Raw genomic sequence first — 15,986 nt, 5'->3', positions numbered from 1 at the left:
CCAGGGCCGTGCGGTACTGCGTGTCGTGCAGCAGGGTGGTGATCTTCGTGCTGGTCTCGTACGGCGTGGAGTGGATCCGGAGCGCCTTGTTGTCGCTGGTGCGCCAGACGACTTCCTCGCGCCAGTCGCCGAGGAGGTCGCCGGAGAGGACCGGCGTGGACTTGGTGCCGTTGTTGGAGGAGACGCCGGAGCCGGTCAGAAGGCGGGTGTCACCGGACGTGCCGTACTTGTCGATGCGGGTGCCGTCGAGGAGTTCGCGGACGGGGTCGCCGTCCCACCAGGACAGGAAGTTGATGCTGGAGGGCTCCCGGCCGAGGGACGCGCCGGTCGCCGAGCGCAGGGTGGTGTCGGAGGCGGACCAGGACTCGGCGCCCGCGCTGCCGGCGTAGACGTCGGCGGAGACGCCCCGGCCGTTGTCGGCGCCGGAGGCGGTCTTCCAGAGGATCGCGCCGGTGCGGGCGTCGGCCATCCAGGAGCCGGGCTGGCTGGTGCTCTCCGAGACCTTGAAGTACTCCAGGCCCGCGCGGGACGGGTTCAGGTCGCCGACGTGGCCGGCGTCGCCGTGGCCCAGCTTGGTGGTCCAGAGGCCGCTGCCGTTGTCGTCCACGGTCATCGCGCCGTAGACGATCTCGTCCTTGCCGTCCGCGTCGACGTCCGCGACGGACAGGCTGTGGTTGCCCTGGCCGTCGTAGCCCTTGCCGCTGTTGGTGGAGGAGTTGGTGTCGAAGGTCCAGCGGCGGGTGAAGGAGCCGTTCCGCCAGTCCCAGGCGGCGATCACCGTACGGGTGTAGTAGCCGCGCGCCATGATCAGGGAGGGGCGCGAGCCGTCCAGGTAGGCCGTGCCCGCGAGGAAGCGGTCGACGCGGTTGCCGTAGGAGTCGCCCCAGGAGGAGACGGTGCCGCGGGCCGGGACGTAGTCGACGCTCTGCATCGCCTTGCCCGTCTGCCCGTTGAACATGGTCAGGAACTCGGGCCCGGCCAGCACGTAGCCGCTGGAGTTGCGGTGGTCGGCCGCGGAGCTGCCGATGACCGCGCCGGTGCCGTCCTTGGTGCCGTCGGCGGTCTTCATGGCGACCTCGGCCTTGCCGTCGCCGTCGTAGTCGTACACCTGGAACTGCGTGTAGTGGGCGCCTGAGCGGATGTTGCGGCCCAGGTCCACGCGCCACAGCCGGGTGCCGTCGAGCTTGACGCCGTCGACGATCGTGTTGCCGGTGTAGCCGGACTGGGAGTTGTCCTTGGCGTTGGTGGGCTGCCACTTGAGGACGATGTCCAGAGCGCCGTCGCCGTCGAGGTCGCCGAGGGAGGCGTCGTTGGCCTCGTAGGTGTACGCCACCCCGTCGGGGGTCGTGCCGCCGGCGGGCGGGGAGATCGGGATGTCCTTGTAGCCGGTGCGGAACTGGACCGCGTGCACCGAGTCGCCCTGCTCCGTGCCGTTCACGACCGCGCGGACGGTGTAGTCGGCCTGGGCGGGCGCTCCGGAGTGGAAGTAGTTCGTGGAGCCGGTGACCGGCGTGGAGTTGACCTTCGTACCGGCCCGGTAGACGTTGAAGGAGACGTTGTCCGGGTCGGTGCCGAGCCAGCGCCAGCTGACCAGGTTGCCGCTGCCGGTGTGGACGCTGACCACGCCCCGGTCGAGCTTCTCGACCTGCCGGGCGGTGGCCGCATGGGCGGCGTCGCCGGTGGCGAACGTGGTCAGGCCGGCGCCGACGAGAGCCGCCGTGGCGACGGCCACCGGGAGGAGCACACGGCGTCTGTGGTGCCTGTGGGGGTGCTTCACGTGACGGACCTCCTGGGAGGACGGGCGGGTTCCGCCTCTCAGTCGCCGCCGGGGGCACGGGAGTTGCCGTACCGTTCGGCCAGTTCGGCGACGGTACGGGCGATGCGCGAGCGCAGTTCGTCCGGGGCCAGCACTTCGATGCCCGTGCCGAGGCGCAGGAACTCGGCGTGGGCGTGCTCGACGGACTCGATGGGGACGGTGGCGCGCGTCCAGCCGTCCTCGTCCGTACGTCCGTCGCGGCGGACCGCCTCCCCCGCCGGGCCGGTGAGCGCCGTCCCCGGGGCCAGTCGCACCACCGCCTCACCGCGGTGCAGCCGGGCATGGAAGTCGCGCTGGTACGCCGCCCAGTACGCGGCCAGGTCGAAGTCGCCGGGGCGGGAGAACTCCTCGTCGCCGGTGGTGAGTTCGAGGATCTGGTCGACGCGGAAGGTCCGCGGTCCGGGCCCGGCGACGACGTACCAGCGGCCCGCCTTCAGGACCAGCCCGTACGGCTCCAGACGGCGCTCCACATCGGTGGGCTCGCGCCAGCGGCGATACCGGACGTGCAGCACGCGGCCGCTCCAGACGGCGTCGGCGACGGCCGGGAGGTACGGGGTGTCGTCGGCGCCGGTGTACCAGCCGGGGGCGTCCAGGTGGAAGCGGCCGCTGATCCGGTCGGCGTGGGCGCGCAGCTCCGGGGGCAGGGCGGCCCGCACCTTGAGCTGGGCGGCGGCCAGGACCGAGCCGAGGCCGAGCTGGGCGGCCGCGGCGGGGGCGCCCGCGAGGAAGAGCGCCTCCGCCTCGCCGGTGGTGAGGCCGGTCAGACGCGTGCGATAGCCGTCGAGGAGGCGGTAGCCGCCGGCGTGGCCCGCGTCGCCGTACAGCGGGATCCCGGCGGCGCCCAGGGCCTCCACGTCCCGGTACACCGTCCGCACCGACACCTCCAGCTCCTCCGCGAGCTGGGCGGCGGTCATCCGGCCGCGGGTCTGGAGCAGCAGGAGGATCGAGACGAGTCGGCTGGACTTCACTGACACATGGTGTCAGTGAAGCGGCTCTAGCGTCCCGCCATGAGCTTCACCGAGAAACTGCTGACCGTGCCGCCGCCCATCGAGGTGGCCGGGCGCCACGTCAAGCGCTACCACGTCACCGCCGACCCGGCGGGTATCGAGCCCGACGTCGAGAAGGCGGCGTACGAGATCCTGCCGGAGCTGCTGCCGGAGCCGGACGGCACTCCCCCGGCCGCCTTCGTCGTCCTGCACCGGGGCGGCGACGACGGCGCCTACCTGAACGCGTACAGCTGGGTGTGGGACAACGTCCTGCACTTCAAGGGCGCGGCGGCGGGCCAGCCGGTGCTGGGCTGCCCGGACCACGATCCCGCGCACTTCGTCGTCCCCGGCCTGCCGTGGATCGGCTGTGTCTGGGAGCTCCCGCCGATCCTGCACGAGCGGGACGCCTGGGTGCGGCACCTGCTCGCACCCGACGTCCCGGACCTCGACGGCTACATGACCGACTCCCTGCCCGAGGGAACCACTGGAGACCGCCCATGAGCAGCCCGCACGACTTCGACTTCTTCCACGGCGCGTGGCAGGTCCTGCACCGCCGGCGCACCGACTTCCTAGACCCGCACGGCGACTGGACCGAGTTCCGGGGGACCAGCCGGTGCCGGCCGCTGTTCGACGGGGCCGCCAACCTCGACGAGGTCGACATGCCCCGCCTGGCGGCCAAGGGCGCGACACTGCGGCTCTTCGACCCGCAGACCGGGCGGTGGTCGCTGAACTGGGCCTCCAGCATCACCGGGACGCTGTTTCCGCCGGTCTTCGGCCGGTTCGAGGGCGGGCGCGGCGAGTTCTACGGGGACGACGTGCACGACGGGAAGGACGTACGGGTGCGGTTCGTGTGGTCGGGCGTCTCCGCCACGTCGGCCCGCTGGGAGCAGGCGTTCTCCGTCGACGGCGGAGAGACCTGGCTGACCAACTGGACCATGGACTTCACCCGGGCTTCCGGAACGCCCGCAGGCTGAACACCGGGTCGGGGCGTGGCCGGTCCTGGTCGGGGAGTTCCGCCAGCCGGGTGGCGAAGCCGTCGGCGAGCGGGTCGCCGGGCGGCAGCGTCACGAACCAGCCGCGTCTGAGGTCGGCCACCGTGCGCCGGGGGCTGCGGCCCTGTCCGTGGCCCCGGAAGGAGGCCTGCCCGGCCGGGACCAGGCCGTGTCCGGCGGCGCTGGACACGACGTCCGCCGCTCCGTCCCGGACCGGGCTCGGCGGACGGGAGGACAGGACGACATCGATGTCACTGCCCACGTTGTGGGAGGCGGCCTTGTCGACCGTCGTGACGTAGACCCCGCCGGGCCGCAGCACCCGGGCGCACTCGCCGACGATGGCCCGCACATCGGCGGGCCCGGCGGCCAGGTGCAGCAGCCACACGCTGCTGACGGCGTCGAACTCCCCGTCCCGGAAGGGCAGCCGTCTGCTGTCGGCGAGCACGACCGCGCCGGGCAGCCGGGCGGCGGCCTGCCGGGCCATCGCGAGGGCGAGGTCCACTCCCGTCACCCGCATGCCGTCGCGGGCGGCCGCGAGCCGCCGGGTCACGATGCCGGTGCCGCAGCCGAGGTCCAGCAGGCTGCGCACGTCCGGCGGTACGAGGCTCAGCACCGCTTCCGCGGCGGCGGCCGCCCTGGGCTCGCCGCCGCGTGAGGCGTCGTACCGCGCCGCTTCCTTGTCGTAGTCGAGCACCCGGTCAGTGTGCCCCGTGCCCGGGGGCCAGGTCCTCCACCTTGCGGGCGAGCTCGAAGTCCTTCGCCGTGACAGCGCCGCCCGCGCTGTGCGTGTGGACGGAGAGGGAGACGGTGTTGTAGCCGAGCGTGAGATCGGAGTGGTGGTTCAGCTCCTCCTGGACCTGGGCGATGTGCACGACCATCGCCGTCGCCGCGAAGTGCGAGCCGAGCCGGTAGGAGCGGGTGAGGCGGTCTCCGTCGAGCGACCAGCCCGGCAGCTCGGCCAGCCGGTCCTCGACCTCCTTCTGCGACAGCGGTTCGACGGGCATCGGCTGCGTCCCTTCCCTTGCTCCGGGGTCCTCGGTGTCCTCTCAGCCTGCCACAGCGGGGCGCCCGAGACCCTGGTCAGAGGCGTGTGCCTGTCCGGCACGGCCGGTTCTCGACTACGGTCCCGGCATGACCACTCACGCGTCCACGGCCGGCCAGGGGGTGGGGCCGCTGCTGCGGGCCTGGCGGGAACAGCGCCGGGTCAGCCAGCTGGAGCTGGCCCTGCGCGCGGACTCCTCGGCCCGGCACATCAGCTTCGTCGAGACGGGCCGGTCCCGGCCCAGCGAGGAGATGGTGCTGCGGCTGGCCGAGCACCTCGACGTCCCCGTGCGGGAGCGCAACGCCCTGCTGCTGGCGGCCGGTTACGCCCCGCGCTACCCGGAGACACCGCTGGACGACCCGGCGCTGGGCGCGCTGCGCGAGGGCATCGAGCGGCTGATCGGGGGCTACGAGCCGTATCCGGCTCTGGTGGTGGACGCGCTGTACGACGTGGTGGCCGCCAACCGGGGGATCATGACGCTGGTCGACGGCGTCTCCCCGTCTCTGCTGGAGCCGCCGCTGAACGCGATGCGGCTCGCCCTGCACCCGCGGGGCCTGGCGCCCCGCATCCGCAATCTGCGCGCCTGGCGCGGTCACCTGCTGGAGCAGATGGAGCGGCAGATCGCGCTGCACCGCTCCGGGCCGCTGCGGGAGCTGTACGAGGAGGTGGCGGCGTATCCGGTGCCGGAGGAAAACCCGGAGGCCGGGCCTGAGGAGGCTGCGGAGCCGGTGCCGTACTTCGCGCTGCCGCTGCGGATCGAGCACGAGGGGCGGACGCTGTCGTTCATCTCCTCGATCTCCACGTTCAACACGCCGATGGACGTGACCGTCGCCGAGCTGGCCATCGAGACGCTGCTGCCGGCCGACCCGGCGACGGCCAAGTACCTTCAGTCGCTGATGTCCTGACGCGCTTTCAGGGCCGTGTGCTGGAGGACGGCGAAGCCGGCCACGGTCAGGGCCTGGAGCACCGTCCACAGGGCGCCCGCCGTGCTCGGCGTGAGCCACAGCGCCAGGGCCGCGAGGCTCACCACCGTCCAGGCGAGGTTGGCCTCGATGACGGCCCGTACACCGAGCGCCGGCGGCTGCCGACGGGAGGCCAGCAGGCCGACGCAGGCGGCGTAGGCGGCGAGGAACGCGCCCAGTGCGAGCAGCAGCGTGGAGTGGGCGCCGAGGAAGCGCCCGAGAGGGCCGTGGAACGCGAGGTAGGCGAGGGCGTTGGCGCCGGTCACCACGGCGTCCAGGGCCAGGAAGCGGCGCAGCATCGACTGCGGCTCGGAGGTCCGGGCGAGTGCGGCGAGCTGGATCGCGGACATGGGCATCACCCTCCGTCGGGGCATGGTGCGGCTGGGACCGGGTCCCGGGCCGGAGTGCGCCGGCCCGGGACCCGGTACGTTCACGATCCCGTCCCGGCCGCGCCCGGTCGATTACCCGCGGGGTAATGCCCCGGCGACACGCTCTCTCCCGCGATCTCCTCACCGTCGGCCCTGGGAGACTGCCGGAGGTACGTGGCAGACTGATCGCGGGCTTGGGCGCGTTGGGGAGGCGTGGCGTGAGTGAACGGCGGGCCGCACCCACCGTGGGCCAGGTGGTGCTGGGCAAGCGGCTGCAGGAACTGCGCGAGGCGGCGGGCATCGGCCGTGACGAGGCCGCCCGGGTGCTGCGGGTCGCCCCCGCGACCGTCCGGCGGATGGAGACCGCCGACGTCGCGTTGAAGATCCCGTACGTGCAGATCCTGCTGACCGCGTACGGGGTGCCCGAGGACGAGGTGAGCGCGTTCGTCGACCTCGCCGAGGAGGCGAACCGGCCGGGCTGGTGGCAGCGGTTCCACGACGTGCTGCCGGAGTGGTTCAGCCTGTACGTGAGCCTGGAGGGCGCCGCCCGGATCATCCGCTCGTACGAGCCGCACTTCGTGCCGGGGCTGCTGCAGACCGAGGGGTACGCGCGTGCGGTGCTGGAGGCCGGGACCATCGCGAACGCGGGACCGGAGGCGGTGGAGCGGCATGTGTCGCTGCGCATGGAGCGGCAGCGGCTGCTGGAGCGTGAGAACCCGCCGCATCTGTGGGTCATCATGGACGAGACGGTGCTGCGCCGCCCGGTGAGCGTCGACGGCCGGGTGATGCGCGACCAGCTGGACAAGCTGCTGGAGTACGCCACCCGTGACCGCGTCACGCTGCAGGTCGCCGAGTTCGCGGACGGCCCGCATCCGGGGACGTACGCCCCGTTCTCGCTGTTCCGGTTCGCCGAGCCCGAACTGCCCGACATGGTCTTCACCGAGTATCTGACGGGCGCGCTGTACCTGGACTCCCGCAAGGAGGTCTCCGCGCATCTGGAGGTCCTGGACCACATGACGGCCCGCGCGGGCTCGGCACAGCGCACGGAGACGCTCCTGCGGGAGTACCGCGAGCGGTACTGACCCGTACGGGCCCCGCCGGCGGGTGTCCTCCCCGGCCCGCCCCTAGCGTCGGCATCAAGCGGCAGGCAAGGGAGCGCACGCGAAGGAGGTCCGATGCCCGGATTCGAGCTGCTGTACCAGGCGGCCGCGCTGTGCCTGATGTACCCCGACGACGACTTCCGCGCGCGGCTGTCGCTGCTGCGCGAAGCCGCCCCGCAGCTGAGGGAGTTCGCCGACCACGCGGCCGTCACCCCGCCCCGGGAGCTGGCCGCGCACTACGTCGAGGTCTTCGAGGCCGGGCAGGACCACAGCCTGTACCTCAGCGTCTGGCGCGAGGAGGCGCCGGCGCCCTCCGAGGAGGTCTACCGCGCGCACGGCCTTCAGACCACCGGCGAGGAACCGCCCGACTTCCTGCCCGCGGTCCTGGAGTTCGCGGCCCGCACGGGCAGCACCGAGCTGCTGACAGAGCACCGCGACGGCCTGGACCAGCTCCGGTCCAGGCTCACCGCCTTCGGCACGCCGTACGCGACGGTCCTGGACGCGGTGTGCGCGACGCTTCCGCAGGCGCACACCGGTCTCTAGGACTGCCGGGGACGGTCCGGGCTATGCGGCGCCGCCCTTCTCGTCCCGCTGGTCCTTCTCCTCGTCGACGATCTCCGCGTCGACCACGCCCTCCTCTTCCCGCGCGGTACCGGGAGAGTCCTCGGTGGGGGTCTGCTGGGCCTGGGCGTACATCGCCTGGCCCATCTTCTGGCTGACGGAGGCGAGTTTCTCGACGCCGGTGCGGAGGGTGGCGGTGTCCGCCTGCTGTTCCAGGTGTCCCTTCACCTCGGTGACGGCCGACTCGACCTCGGACTTGGTGTCGGCCGGGATCTTGTCGCCGTTGTCGCGGAGGAAGTTCTCCGTCTGGTAGACGAGTTGCTCGGCCTGGTTGCGGGTCTCGGCGGCCTCGCGGCGGCCGCGGTCCTCCTCGGCGTACTGCTCGGCCTCGCGCATCATGCGGTCGATGTCCTCCTTGCCCAGGGCCGAGCCGCCGGTGACGGTCATCTTCTGCTCGCGGCCGGTCGCCATGTCCTTGGCGGAGACGTGCATGATGCCGTTGGCGTCGATGTCGAAGGCCACCTCGATCTGCGGGACACCGCGCGGTGCCGGCGGCAGGCCCGTCAGGTCGAAGACGCCGAGCTTCTTGTTGTAGGCGGCGATCTCGCGTTCGCCCTGGTAGACCTGGATGCCGACCGAGGGCTGGTTGTCGGCGGCCGTCGTGAAGATCTCCGAACGCCGGGTCGGGATGGTGGTGTTGCGCTCGATGAGCTTCGTCATGATGCCGCCCTTGGTCTCGATGCCCAGGGACAGCGGGGTGACGTCGAGCAGCAGCACGTCCTTGACGTCGCCGCGCATGACACCCGCCTGGAGCGCGGCGCCGAGGGCCACGACCTCGTCGGGGTTGACGCCCTTGTGGGGCTCCTTGCCGGTGAGTTCCTTGACCAGCTCGGTCACCGCGGGCATCCGGGTCGAGCCGCCGACGAGAATCACGTGGTCGACCGCGGAGAGCTTCACCCCGGCGTCGTCGACCGCCTGGTGGAAGGGGGCCTTGCAGCGGTCCAGCAGATCGGCGGTGAGCTCCTGGAACTGGGCGCGGGTCAGCTTCTCGTCGAGATGCAGCGGCCCTTCGGCGGAGGCAGTGATGTAGGGCAGGTTGATCGTCGTCTCGGTGGAGCTGGACAGCTCGATCTTGGCCTTCTCGGCACCCTCGCGCAGCCGCTGGACCGCCATCTTGTCATTGCCGAGGTCGACGCCGTACTGGCCCTTGAAGCGCTTGACGAGGTACTCGACGATCCGCTGGTCCCAGTCGTCGCCGCCGAGGTGGGTGTCGCCGTTGGTGGCCTTCACCTCGATGACGCCCTCGCCCATCTCCAGCAGCGACACGTCGAAGGTGCCGCCGCCGAGGTCGAAGACGAGGACCGTCTGGTCGTTCTCCTTGTCCAGGCCGTAGGCGAGGGCCGCGGCCGTGGGCTCGTTGATGATCCGCAGCACGTTGAGGCCCGCGACCTCGCCGGCCTCCTTGGTCGCCTGCCGCTGCGTGTCGTCGAAGTAGGCAGGGACGGTGATCACCGCGTCGGTGACGTCCTCGCCGAGGTAGGACTCCGCGTCCCGCTTCAGTTTCTGCAGCACCCGGGCGGACAGCTCCTGCGCCCGGTAGCGGGTGCCGTCCACGTCGCCCCGGTCCGGGAAACGCCAGCTCGCGTCGCCCATGTGGCGCTTGACCGAGCGGGCGGTGCGCTCCACGTTGGTCACGGCCTGCCGTTTGGCGACCTCCCCCACCAGCACCTCGCCGTTCTTGGCGAACGCCACGACCGAGGGTGTGGTTCTGGCCCCCTCCGCGTTGGCGATGACCGTGGGCTCACCGCCCTCCAGCACGGCCACCACCGAGTTCGTGGTCCCGAGGTCGATCCCGACCGCTCGTCCCATCGCTGTCCCCTTCCGTCAGGGCACCGGCCACCCACTCCCCACTTTCCAGCACAAAACTTGAGTGCGCCGTTGTCAATGCCGCGAAGGGGTGACGGGCCCGCGCAGGGCCACGGCTCGCCGGGGCCGGTCCGTGACCAGCACGTCCACGCGCGGGTGGGCCAGGAATGCCCGCATCAGGGTGTCGTCGTTGACCGTCCACACCATGGTGAACAGGCCGCGCCGGGTCGCCTCGCGCAGCACGGTGGTCCTGGCCAGCCGCTGGTGCACGGCGACGCCGTGGGCCCCGCAGGCGCGGATCCGGCGGGCGGGGAACAACTCGCTCAGCCGGGTCCCGGGCAGCCGGGCCAGGGCGAGATCCTTGCGGTCGCGCCCCAGGGACAGCGCGGTGCGCACCCCGGGCAAGGCCCGTGTCACGGCGGCGAGGGAACGGTCCTCCAGTGTCGTCACGACGAGTCCGTCCGTGCCGAGCAGGGCCACCGCCCGGTCGACGACCTCCCGCTCGTAGCCCACCTCCTTGAGGTCCAGGTGGGCCACGAGACGCCCGGCGATCAGCGCCATGACCTCGTCCACCACCGGCACGTCGTAGCCGGCCCGCTCGCACAGCTCGGCGTGCGTGAGCCGGGACAGCGGCGGCCCGGCGGGCCCGACCCTCGGGTCGTGGTAGACGACCAGGACACCGTCGGCCGTGCGGCGGATGTCGAACTCGACGTACTCCGCGCCGGACTCCAGCGCGTCCGTGTACGCCTCCCAGGTGGCGGCGTCGGCGCGCTCGGAGCCGCCCCGGTGGGCGGAGACGGCGGGGCGTGGCGTCATGGTCGGGGGCTCCCGGAGGGCGGGCGTGGGGGCGGTACGGGTACGGCGTCGTCGTCGGACGCGGGCAGCAGTGAGCCGGAGCGGGTGCTGACGCGTCTGAGCAGGACGTATCCGATCACGACGAGGACGACGAAGGGGAGCCAGGCCAGCGCGTAGGCCGTGCCGTAGGCGCGCAGGTCGAGGATGGAGCGGTGGTCGTCGACGTTGGTGCCGTTCACGCCGAAGAAGGCGAGCAGCAGGGTCGGCGGCAGGGCGATCAGGGTGGCGGCGGCGACCAGGCCGGACACGGTGCGGTCGCGGCGCTCGTCGCGCTCGGCGAGTTCGGCGTCCAGGGCGGCGGAGCGGGCGCTGATCACCGAGGTCAGGCGTTCGACCATGCGGGCCGAGTTCTCCAGGCTGTCGCGGATGCCGAGCGCGTCACGCTGCGAGGACTGGAAGGCCTCCATGACCATCTCGGGGATCAGCAGGCTGTCGACGTAGGCCTCGACGCCGAAGGCGAGGTCCAGCTGGAGTTCGTTGACGCCCGCGGACAGGCGGGAGATCAGGGAGCGGATCTCGGTGGGCGAGTCGGTGAGGGCCTGCTCGTTGGCCTTCATCATGGCGAAGGCCGCGAGCCGGGTGCGCTGGAGCACGGCCAGGGCGGAGACCATGCCGACGGCGACGAGCATCAGGCCGTTCTCGACGTGCGGGGCCCAGCCCGCCTGGACGGAGACACCCCGGCCGAGGGCGGAAAGGGTGAGGCCGTGGTTCCTGACGTGCGGCGCGAGGCTCGCGTCGTAGGGCGTGGCGGGGTTCCAGGGCATCCGGCCGCGGTAGACGATCTCGTTCAGCAGGATCGCCTTGCGGGCGTCGTCGGCGCTGAGCAGTTCGCGGTGTAACCGGCCGCCGGGGAAGACGAGTTGGTGCACGTTCTGGCCGAGGACGAGCGGGCGGCCGAGCTGCTCGGTCAGCGTCTGGAGGAGCGGGCGGTCGTCGAGTTCGAGGCGCTCCCGGTCGAAACAGGTCGTGGCCAGCCAGGCGGCGAGGTCACCGGCCGTGGTCTCGCCCGCGAAGGCGCAGTCCACGACCAGGGTGGCGTCGCCGCGCGGGGTGGTGACGACGAGGATGCGCAAGGAAGCGAGGCCGAGTCCGTGGTCGCCGTGCGGCAGCCGCAGCCGGCGGGGCGCGACCAGTTCGTCGAGGACCGGGACGGGGAGCACGTCCTGGCTGGTCATCAGGTGGGAGGCGAAGCGCCCGTAGTCGTAGCGGTCGACGAGGGCGCCGAGGGCGGTGTCCCGGGGGCGGAGCCGTCCGGAGAGGCTGAACAGCAGCAGGACGCGGGTCCGGTCACGGGTGGCGGAGTCGAGCACCGTGGCGTTCGGGGACGTTCCCGGCAGCATCGTGTTCCTTCCGGCCCGTCGGTTCCGATGCGTCTGGTTCTACCCCGGGTGCGGGTGGCGAACCGACGACGTCGCGCGGGCCGCCCCGGGTGGGCCGGCCCGCGCGACGGGGGTGTTCCTGGTCAGGCGAGCTTGGCGGTCAGCGTGATGGGCGTGGCCTTCAGCGCCTGGCTGACCGGGCAGCCGGTCTTGGCCTCCTCGGCGGCGGCGAGGAAGGCCGCCTCCTCGATGCCGGGGACGGTGCCCTCGACGGTGAGGTGGATGCCGGTGATGCCCTCACCGGGCTGGAAGGAGACGTCGGCGGAGGTGACGAGCTTGGTGGGCGGCGTCCCGGCCTTGTTCAGGATGTTGGAGAAGGCCATGGAGTAGCAGCTGGAGTGGGCGGCGGCGATCAGCTCCTCGGGGCTGGTCTTCCCGTTCGCCTCCTGGGCGCGCGACGCCCACGTGACCGGCTGCTCGCCGATGGCACCGGAGGTGTCGAAGGTGACGACGCCGTTGCCCTCGAGGAGGCTGCCTTCCCAGACGGTGTGTGCGGAGCGCGTGGTAGCCACGGTTCTTCCTTTCGCGTGCGGACTCGCGGTGGGGCCCGTTCCCGGGTCCCGTGCCCCCCATCCGATCACACCCGTGGCGCCGCGTCCGCGCACGCCCCGAATTTCAGGCCGCGCGTTCCTCGCTGCTCTCCAGCGGCACCTGGGGACCGTTCGACTCGCGCAGCCAGCGGCGCAGGACGCGGTGGACGTGCTCGGCACCCACGAGTTCCTCCCCGTCCGCCACCGGCGCGGACAGGACGAGCGGGGACAGCAGGAAGGGTCTGCCCTGGGCGCCGCCGAGACCGCCGTGGGAGCCGATCTGCTCCTCGAAGGCGAGGACTTCTCCGTCGGCCGGGTCGTGGAAGGAGTTGACCATGATGTCGGCGGTGTGCGGGAAGGAGTGCGTACGGCGCACCGCGTCGGCCGCTCCCGGTCCGAACGCGGCGAGCGGGCCCGGGTCGTCGTCGAGGCCGGCCAGCGGGATCTCGGCGCCGTTCGCGCCGAGGACGACTCCCCCGTGCTCGTCGCTGCGGACCAGCAGGAAGCCGATGCCGGGATGGTTGGCGAGGGTCGGCAGCAGCGCGGGGTGGCGGGCGTCGATCTCCTCCTTGCTCATCCGGTGCGCGACGTCCGGGAAGGAGACCAGGCCGAGGTTGCCGGAGGCCAGCACGATCGGCTCCGGGCGGCGTGCGGGGCGGTGCCGCTCGCCGCCCTCCTCGACCGGGATGCGCAGGGCGGCACGCACGGCGGCGCGGGCCTCCGCCCCGCTGCGGGTGCGCTCCGCCCCGCGCGGCACGGGCAGTCCGCAGCCGGCCCGCACCAGGTCGCCGAGGGTGAGGCCGTAGCGGGAGCGGAAGGTCTCGCCGGGGCTCTGGCCGTGGTCGGACAGCACCACGATCCGGTACGGGCGCGGGGCGTGCTCGGCGACGTTCTCGATCAGCGCGAGCGACCGGTCGAGTTTCTCGAGGACCTTCTGCGCGTCGCGGCTCGCCGGGCCGGAGTGGTGGGCGACCTCGTCGTAGGCCACCAGGTCGGCGTAAACGGCGGTGCGGCCGACGAGCATGTCGCCCGTCACCGAGGCGACGACGACGTCCCGCTCCACGACCGTGGCGAAGGCCCTCACGAACGGGTAGAGGCCCGCGCGGGAGACCCTCGGCCGCTGCTTGCGCAGGCGGGCCCGGGTGGACTGGCCGATCTCCCGGCCGACGTCGGCGACGAAGGACAGGGCGGTGCGCACGGCGTTGGCCGGATCCGAGAAATAGGCGAAGTAGCCCGCCCGGGAGCGGTTCTCGCGGCTGCGGCGGCGGGCGGCGATGGACAGCACGAGGGCCTGCTGTTCGGCGCCGCCGCTGAACAGGTTGCCGCGGCTGGCGCCGTCGACGGCGAGCAGACCGCCGTGTCCGGCGTATCCGACGGCACGGCGCTGGAGTTCGGCGGCGCTGGTCGGGCGGTTGCACACGACCACCTCGCGGGTGTCCTTCTCGTACCAGCGGAACGCGGGGACGTCGTGGTTGCTGCCGTGCAGGATGCCGAGCTGGCTGGCGCCGGTCTGGCTGGACCAGTCGGTGCGCCAGGGGGTGAGGCGGTGGGTGGAGCGGCCGCCGTCGCCGTGGTCGAGCCAGCGGGCGACGGTGGGCATCAGGCCCTTGGCCACCGCGTCGAGCAGGACGTCGTGGCCGACGCCGTCGAGCTGTACGAACACCGTGCCGGGGCTGGACGGGCTGGGCGGTCCGGAGCGGCGGCGGCGGTCGGAGAGGCGGTACAGCCTGCGGCGGTAGGCTTCGTCGTCGCGCACCGCCAGGGCGGCGCCGGTGGCGGACGCCACGGCGGACATCACGGCGGCGACCACGACGGCGGTCTCCGGGGCGGCGGCGCCGCGCTCGGCGGGGTTGAGACGCAGGGCGAGCAGCAGCAGCGCGCCGTTCAGGAAGAACACCAGCAGCCCGAGCACGAGCGCCGGTACGAGGAGCAGCAGCCGGACGAGCAGCGGCCACACCACGGCCGACAGCAGACCGAAGGCGCCGGCGCCGAAGGCCGCCGTGACGGCGATGTCGGTGGCGCTGTCACCGTCCGCGGACCGGAGCCGGAAGTCCGGCAGGATCCCGGCGAGCAGGAGCAGGGTGACGGTGGAGACCGCCCACACGGCGACGCTCCGACCGACCTGACTGGCGACCCGCCGCCACCGCACGCCCCGCACGCCCAGCCACCTCACGTCCCGGCCCGCGGCCGTCACGGACCCTGCCCACAGTGTCACAACGCCCTGGAGGGTCCTTTCGTCCCCAGGTCATACCCCCTGTGCGGGATGTCAGCGTCCGTCGTACCCGGCCGTCGGCATCGACAGCCGGCGGTGCACGCACGCCTTCATCGCCGCGTCGTACGCCGGCTCCGCGTGCCCCGCCGTCTCGACCCGCACCCCGCGCTTCGCGCACTCCGCGGTGAACTCCTCGACGGAGGCGAGCGCACTCTCGAGTACCCGCCGGCTGGGCGCCACGAACAGGTCGAGGCCGGGCCGGACGCCGTCCCACAGGGCGTCGTGGTCGGGACGCAGTCCGCGGACGAGTAACTCCCGGCTGACCACATAGCCCCGCTCGGCGGCCCAGCGGGCGCACATCGCGTGCTGGCTGCGGGAGTCGACCAGGAACGGGTCGTCGTCCAGCTCCTCCAGCGGCGTCAGACTCGCGATCGCCGTGACCCGGACCGGCACCATGGCGTCCCCCTCACCTCCGGTTGAGCCGCCGACCCTACTCCTGCCCGTAGGCTTCGGGGAGTCGCGCGAAGGAGGCAAAGAAGTGCCGGTGGAGATCACCTGGTGGGGTCACGCCACTTGCACGGTCGAGGACTCGGACGTACGCGTGCTCACCGATCCCCTGTTCGCACGCCGGCTCGCACACCTGCGGCGCCGGCGCGGAGCCCTGCCGCCGTCCGGCGCCCGTGACGCGGACGTGGCACTGGTCTCGCATCTGCACGCCGACCATCTGCATGTGCCGTCGCTGATGCGGCTCGCTCCGGGCACGCGCCTGCTCGTGCCCCGGGGCGCGCGCCGAGCGGTGCCCGGACTGCGCCGGCTCACGCACCTGCGGGTGAGCGAGGTGGCGCCCGGGGACGAGACCCCGGTCGGGGACATCGTCGTACGGGCCGTGCCCGCGCGGCACGACGGGCGGCGGCTGCCGCTCGGACCGCACCGCGCCCCCGCGCTCGGCTACGTCATAGCCGGCGAGGCCCGGACGTACTTCGCCGGGGACACCGGACTGTTCGACACGATGGCCGAGGAGGTCGGACCGGTCGAGGTGGCGCTGCTGCCGGTCGGCGGCTGGGGGCCGTACCTGGGCGAGGGGCATCTGGACGCGGGACGGGCGGCGGAGGCGCTGGCGCGGCTGGCGCCGTGCAGTGCGGTGCCGGTGCACTACGGCACGTACTGGCCGATCGGGATGGACGCCGTGCGCCCCCATGAGTTCCACGCGCCGGGGGACGAATTCGTACGGCTGGCGGCCGGCCGCGCGCCCGGTGTGGCGGTGCACCTGCTCGGACACGGGGAGAGCGTGCGCCCGAAGGTGGCGCGGTGACCTGG

General features: G+C 72.6%; 17 protein-coding genes. 6 read left to right on the top strand and 11 right to left on the bottom strand.

Annotated elements, in window-relative coordinates; translation table 11 throughout:
* A partial coding sequence (locus ACFZBT_RS04420; RefSeq protein WP_391098129.1) for a rhamnogalacturonan lyase occupies positions 1–1,777 on the bottom strand: 1,777 nt, incomplete at its 3' end.
* A 38-nt stretch (positions 1,778–1,815) separates the two neighbouring features.
* Positions 1,816–2,784 (bottom strand): WYL domain-containing protein, encoded by a 969-nt coding sequence (locus ACFZBT_RS04415; protein ID WP_391098128.1) that lies wholly within the window; start codon positions 2,782–2,784, stop codon positions 1,816–1,818.
* Between the two features lie 39 nt (positions 2,785–2,823).
* On the opposite strand from ACFZBT_RS04415, the gene ACFZBT_RS04410 reads away from it, so the two are divergent.
* Both ACFZBT_RS04410 and ACFZBT_RS04405 read left to right on the top strand, forming a co-directional pair.
* On the top strand, positions 2,824–3,303 hold the full coding sequence (locus ACFZBT_RS04410) for a hypothetical protein (protein ID WP_391098127.1): 480 nt from the start codon (positions 2,824–2,826) through the stop codon (positions 3,301–3,303).
* A complete protein-coding gene (locus ACFZBT_RS04405; RefSeq protein WP_391098126.1) occupies positions 3,300–3,776 on the top strand; it encodes a hypothetical protein in 477 nt (158 codons plus the stop codon). Before ACFZBT_RS04410 ends, ACFZBT_RS04405 begins: the two co-directional genes overlap by 4 nt.
* Here the strand turns inward: ACFZBT_RS04405 and ACFZBT_RS04400 are convergent.
* Positions 3,745–4,488 carry a methyltransferase domain-containing protein gene (locus ACFZBT_RS04400; RefSeq protein ID WP_391098124.1) on the bottom strand — a complete coding sequence of 248 codons (744 nt, stop codon included), beginning with the start codon at positions 4,486–4,488 and terminating at the stop codon, positions 3,745–3,747. The two genes, ACFZBT_RS04405 and ACFZBT_RS04400, sit on opposite strands and share 32 nt — an antisense overlap.
* Positions 4,489–4,492: 4 nt before the next feature.
* Complete coding sequence (locus tag ACFZBT_RS04395) at positions 4,493–4,798, bottom strand: 4a-hydroxytetrahydrobiopterin dehydratase (RefSeq protein ID WP_391098122.1); 306 nt, start codon at positions 4,796–4,798, stop codon at positions 4,493–4,495.
* Positions 4,799–4,925: 127 nt separating this feature from the next.
* Here ACFZBT_RS04395 and ACFZBT_RS04390 point away from each other — a divergent pair, with 127 nt between their 5' ends.
* Entirely contained in the window at positions 4,926–5,741 is an 816-nt protein-coding gene (locus tag ACFZBT_RS04390) for a helix-turn-helix domain-containing protein (protein WP_391098120.1), read from the top strand.
* On the opposite strand, the gene ACFZBT_RS04385 is transcribed toward ACFZBT_RS04390, so the two are convergent.
* Positions 5,723–6,148: a hypothetical protein gene (locus ACFZBT_RS04385; RefSeq protein WP_391098118.1), complete on the bottom strand. Its 426-nt coding sequence runs from the start codon at positions 6,146–6,148 to the stop codon at positions 5,723–5,725. The genes ACFZBT_RS04390 and ACFZBT_RS04385 overlap by 19 nt on opposite strands.
* 236 nt (positions 6,149–6,384) lie before the next feature.
* On the opposite strand from ACFZBT_RS04385, the gene ACFZBT_RS04380 reads away from it, so the two are divergent.
* Both ACFZBT_RS04380 and ACFZBT_RS04375 read left to right on the top strand, forming a co-directional pair.
* Positions 6,385–7,248 carry a Scr1 family TA system antitoxin-like transcriptional regulator gene (locus ACFZBT_RS04380; RefSeq protein ID WP_391098116.1) on the top strand — a complete coding sequence of 288 codons (864 nt, stop codon included), beginning with the start codon at positions 6,385–6,387 and terminating at the stop codon, positions 7,246–7,248.
* 93 nt (positions 7,249–7,341) lie between these two features.
* Positions 7,342–7,809 carry a molecular chaperone TorD family protein gene (locus tag ACFZBT_RS04375; RefSeq protein ID WP_391098114.1) on the top strand — a complete coding sequence of 156 codons (468 nt, stop codon included), beginning with the start codon at positions 7,342–7,344 and terminating at the stop codon, positions 7,807–7,809.
* 21 nt (positions 7,810–7,830) lie between these two features.
* Here the strand turns inward: ACFZBT_RS04375 and dnaK are convergent, their stop codons facing one another.
* The 6 genes from dnaK to ACFZBT_RS04345 form a co-directional block, all read right to left on the bottom strand.
* Positions 7,831–9,696, bottom strand: coding sequence for a molecular chaperone DnaK (gene dnaK, locus ACFZBT_RS04370; RefSeq protein ID WP_391098113.1), 1,866 nt, complete (start codon positions 9,694–9,696; stop codon positions 7,831–7,833).
* A 72-nt stretch (positions 9,697–9,768) separates the two neighbouring features.
* Entirely contained in the window at positions 9,769–10,509 is a 741-nt protein-coding gene (locus ACFZBT_RS04365; protein WP_391098111.1) for a glycerophosphodiester phosphodiesterase family protein, read from the bottom strand.
* Positions 10,506–11,888: a hypothetical protein gene (locus ACFZBT_RS04360; protein ID WP_391098110.1), complete on the bottom strand. Its 1,383-nt coding sequence runs from the start codon at positions 11,886–11,888 to the stop codon at positions 10,506–10,508. Before ACFZBT_RS04360 ends, ACFZBT_RS04365 begins: the two co-directional genes overlap by 4 nt.
* A gap of 122 nt (positions 11,889–12,010) precedes the next feature.
* Positions 12,011–12,439 carry an OsmC family peroxiredoxin gene (locus ACFZBT_RS04355; protein ID WP_215117533.1) on the bottom strand — a complete coding sequence of 143 codons (429 nt, stop codon included), beginning with the start codon at positions 12,437–12,439 and terminating at the stop codon, positions 12,011–12,013.
* A gap of 103 nt (positions 12,440–12,542) precedes the next feature.
* Complete coding sequence (locus tag ACFZBT_RS04350; protein WP_391098108.1) at positions 12,543–14,615, bottom strand: phage holin family protein; 2,073 nt, start codon at positions 14,613–14,615, stop codon at positions 12,543–12,545.
* A 108-nt stretch (positions 14,616–14,723) separates the two neighbouring features.
* Positions 14,724–15,125 (bottom strand): hypothetical protein, encoded by a 402-nt coding sequence (locus ACFZBT_RS04345; RefSeq protein ID WP_391098106.1) that lies wholly within the window; start codon positions 15,123–15,125, stop codon positions 14,724–14,726.
* 82 nt (positions 15,126–15,207) lie between these two features.
* On the opposite strand from ACFZBT_RS04345, the gene ACFZBT_RS04340 reads away from it, so the two are divergent.
* Complete coding sequence (locus ACFZBT_RS04340; protein ID WP_391098104.1) at positions 15,208–15,981, top strand: MBL fold metallo-hydrolase; 774 nt, start codon at positions 15,208–15,210, stop codon at positions 15,979–15,981.
* The last annotated feature ends 5 nt before the right edge of the window (positions 15,982–15,986 follow it).

Origin of the sequence: Streptomyces sp. NPDC008137 (genome assembly GCF_042957035.1) — a bacterium.
Classification (GTDB): domain Bacteria; phylum Actinomycetota; class Actinomycetes; order Streptomycetales; family Streptomycetaceae; genus Streptomyces.
This window is presented reverse-complemented; position numbering and strand designations above follow the sequence as displayed.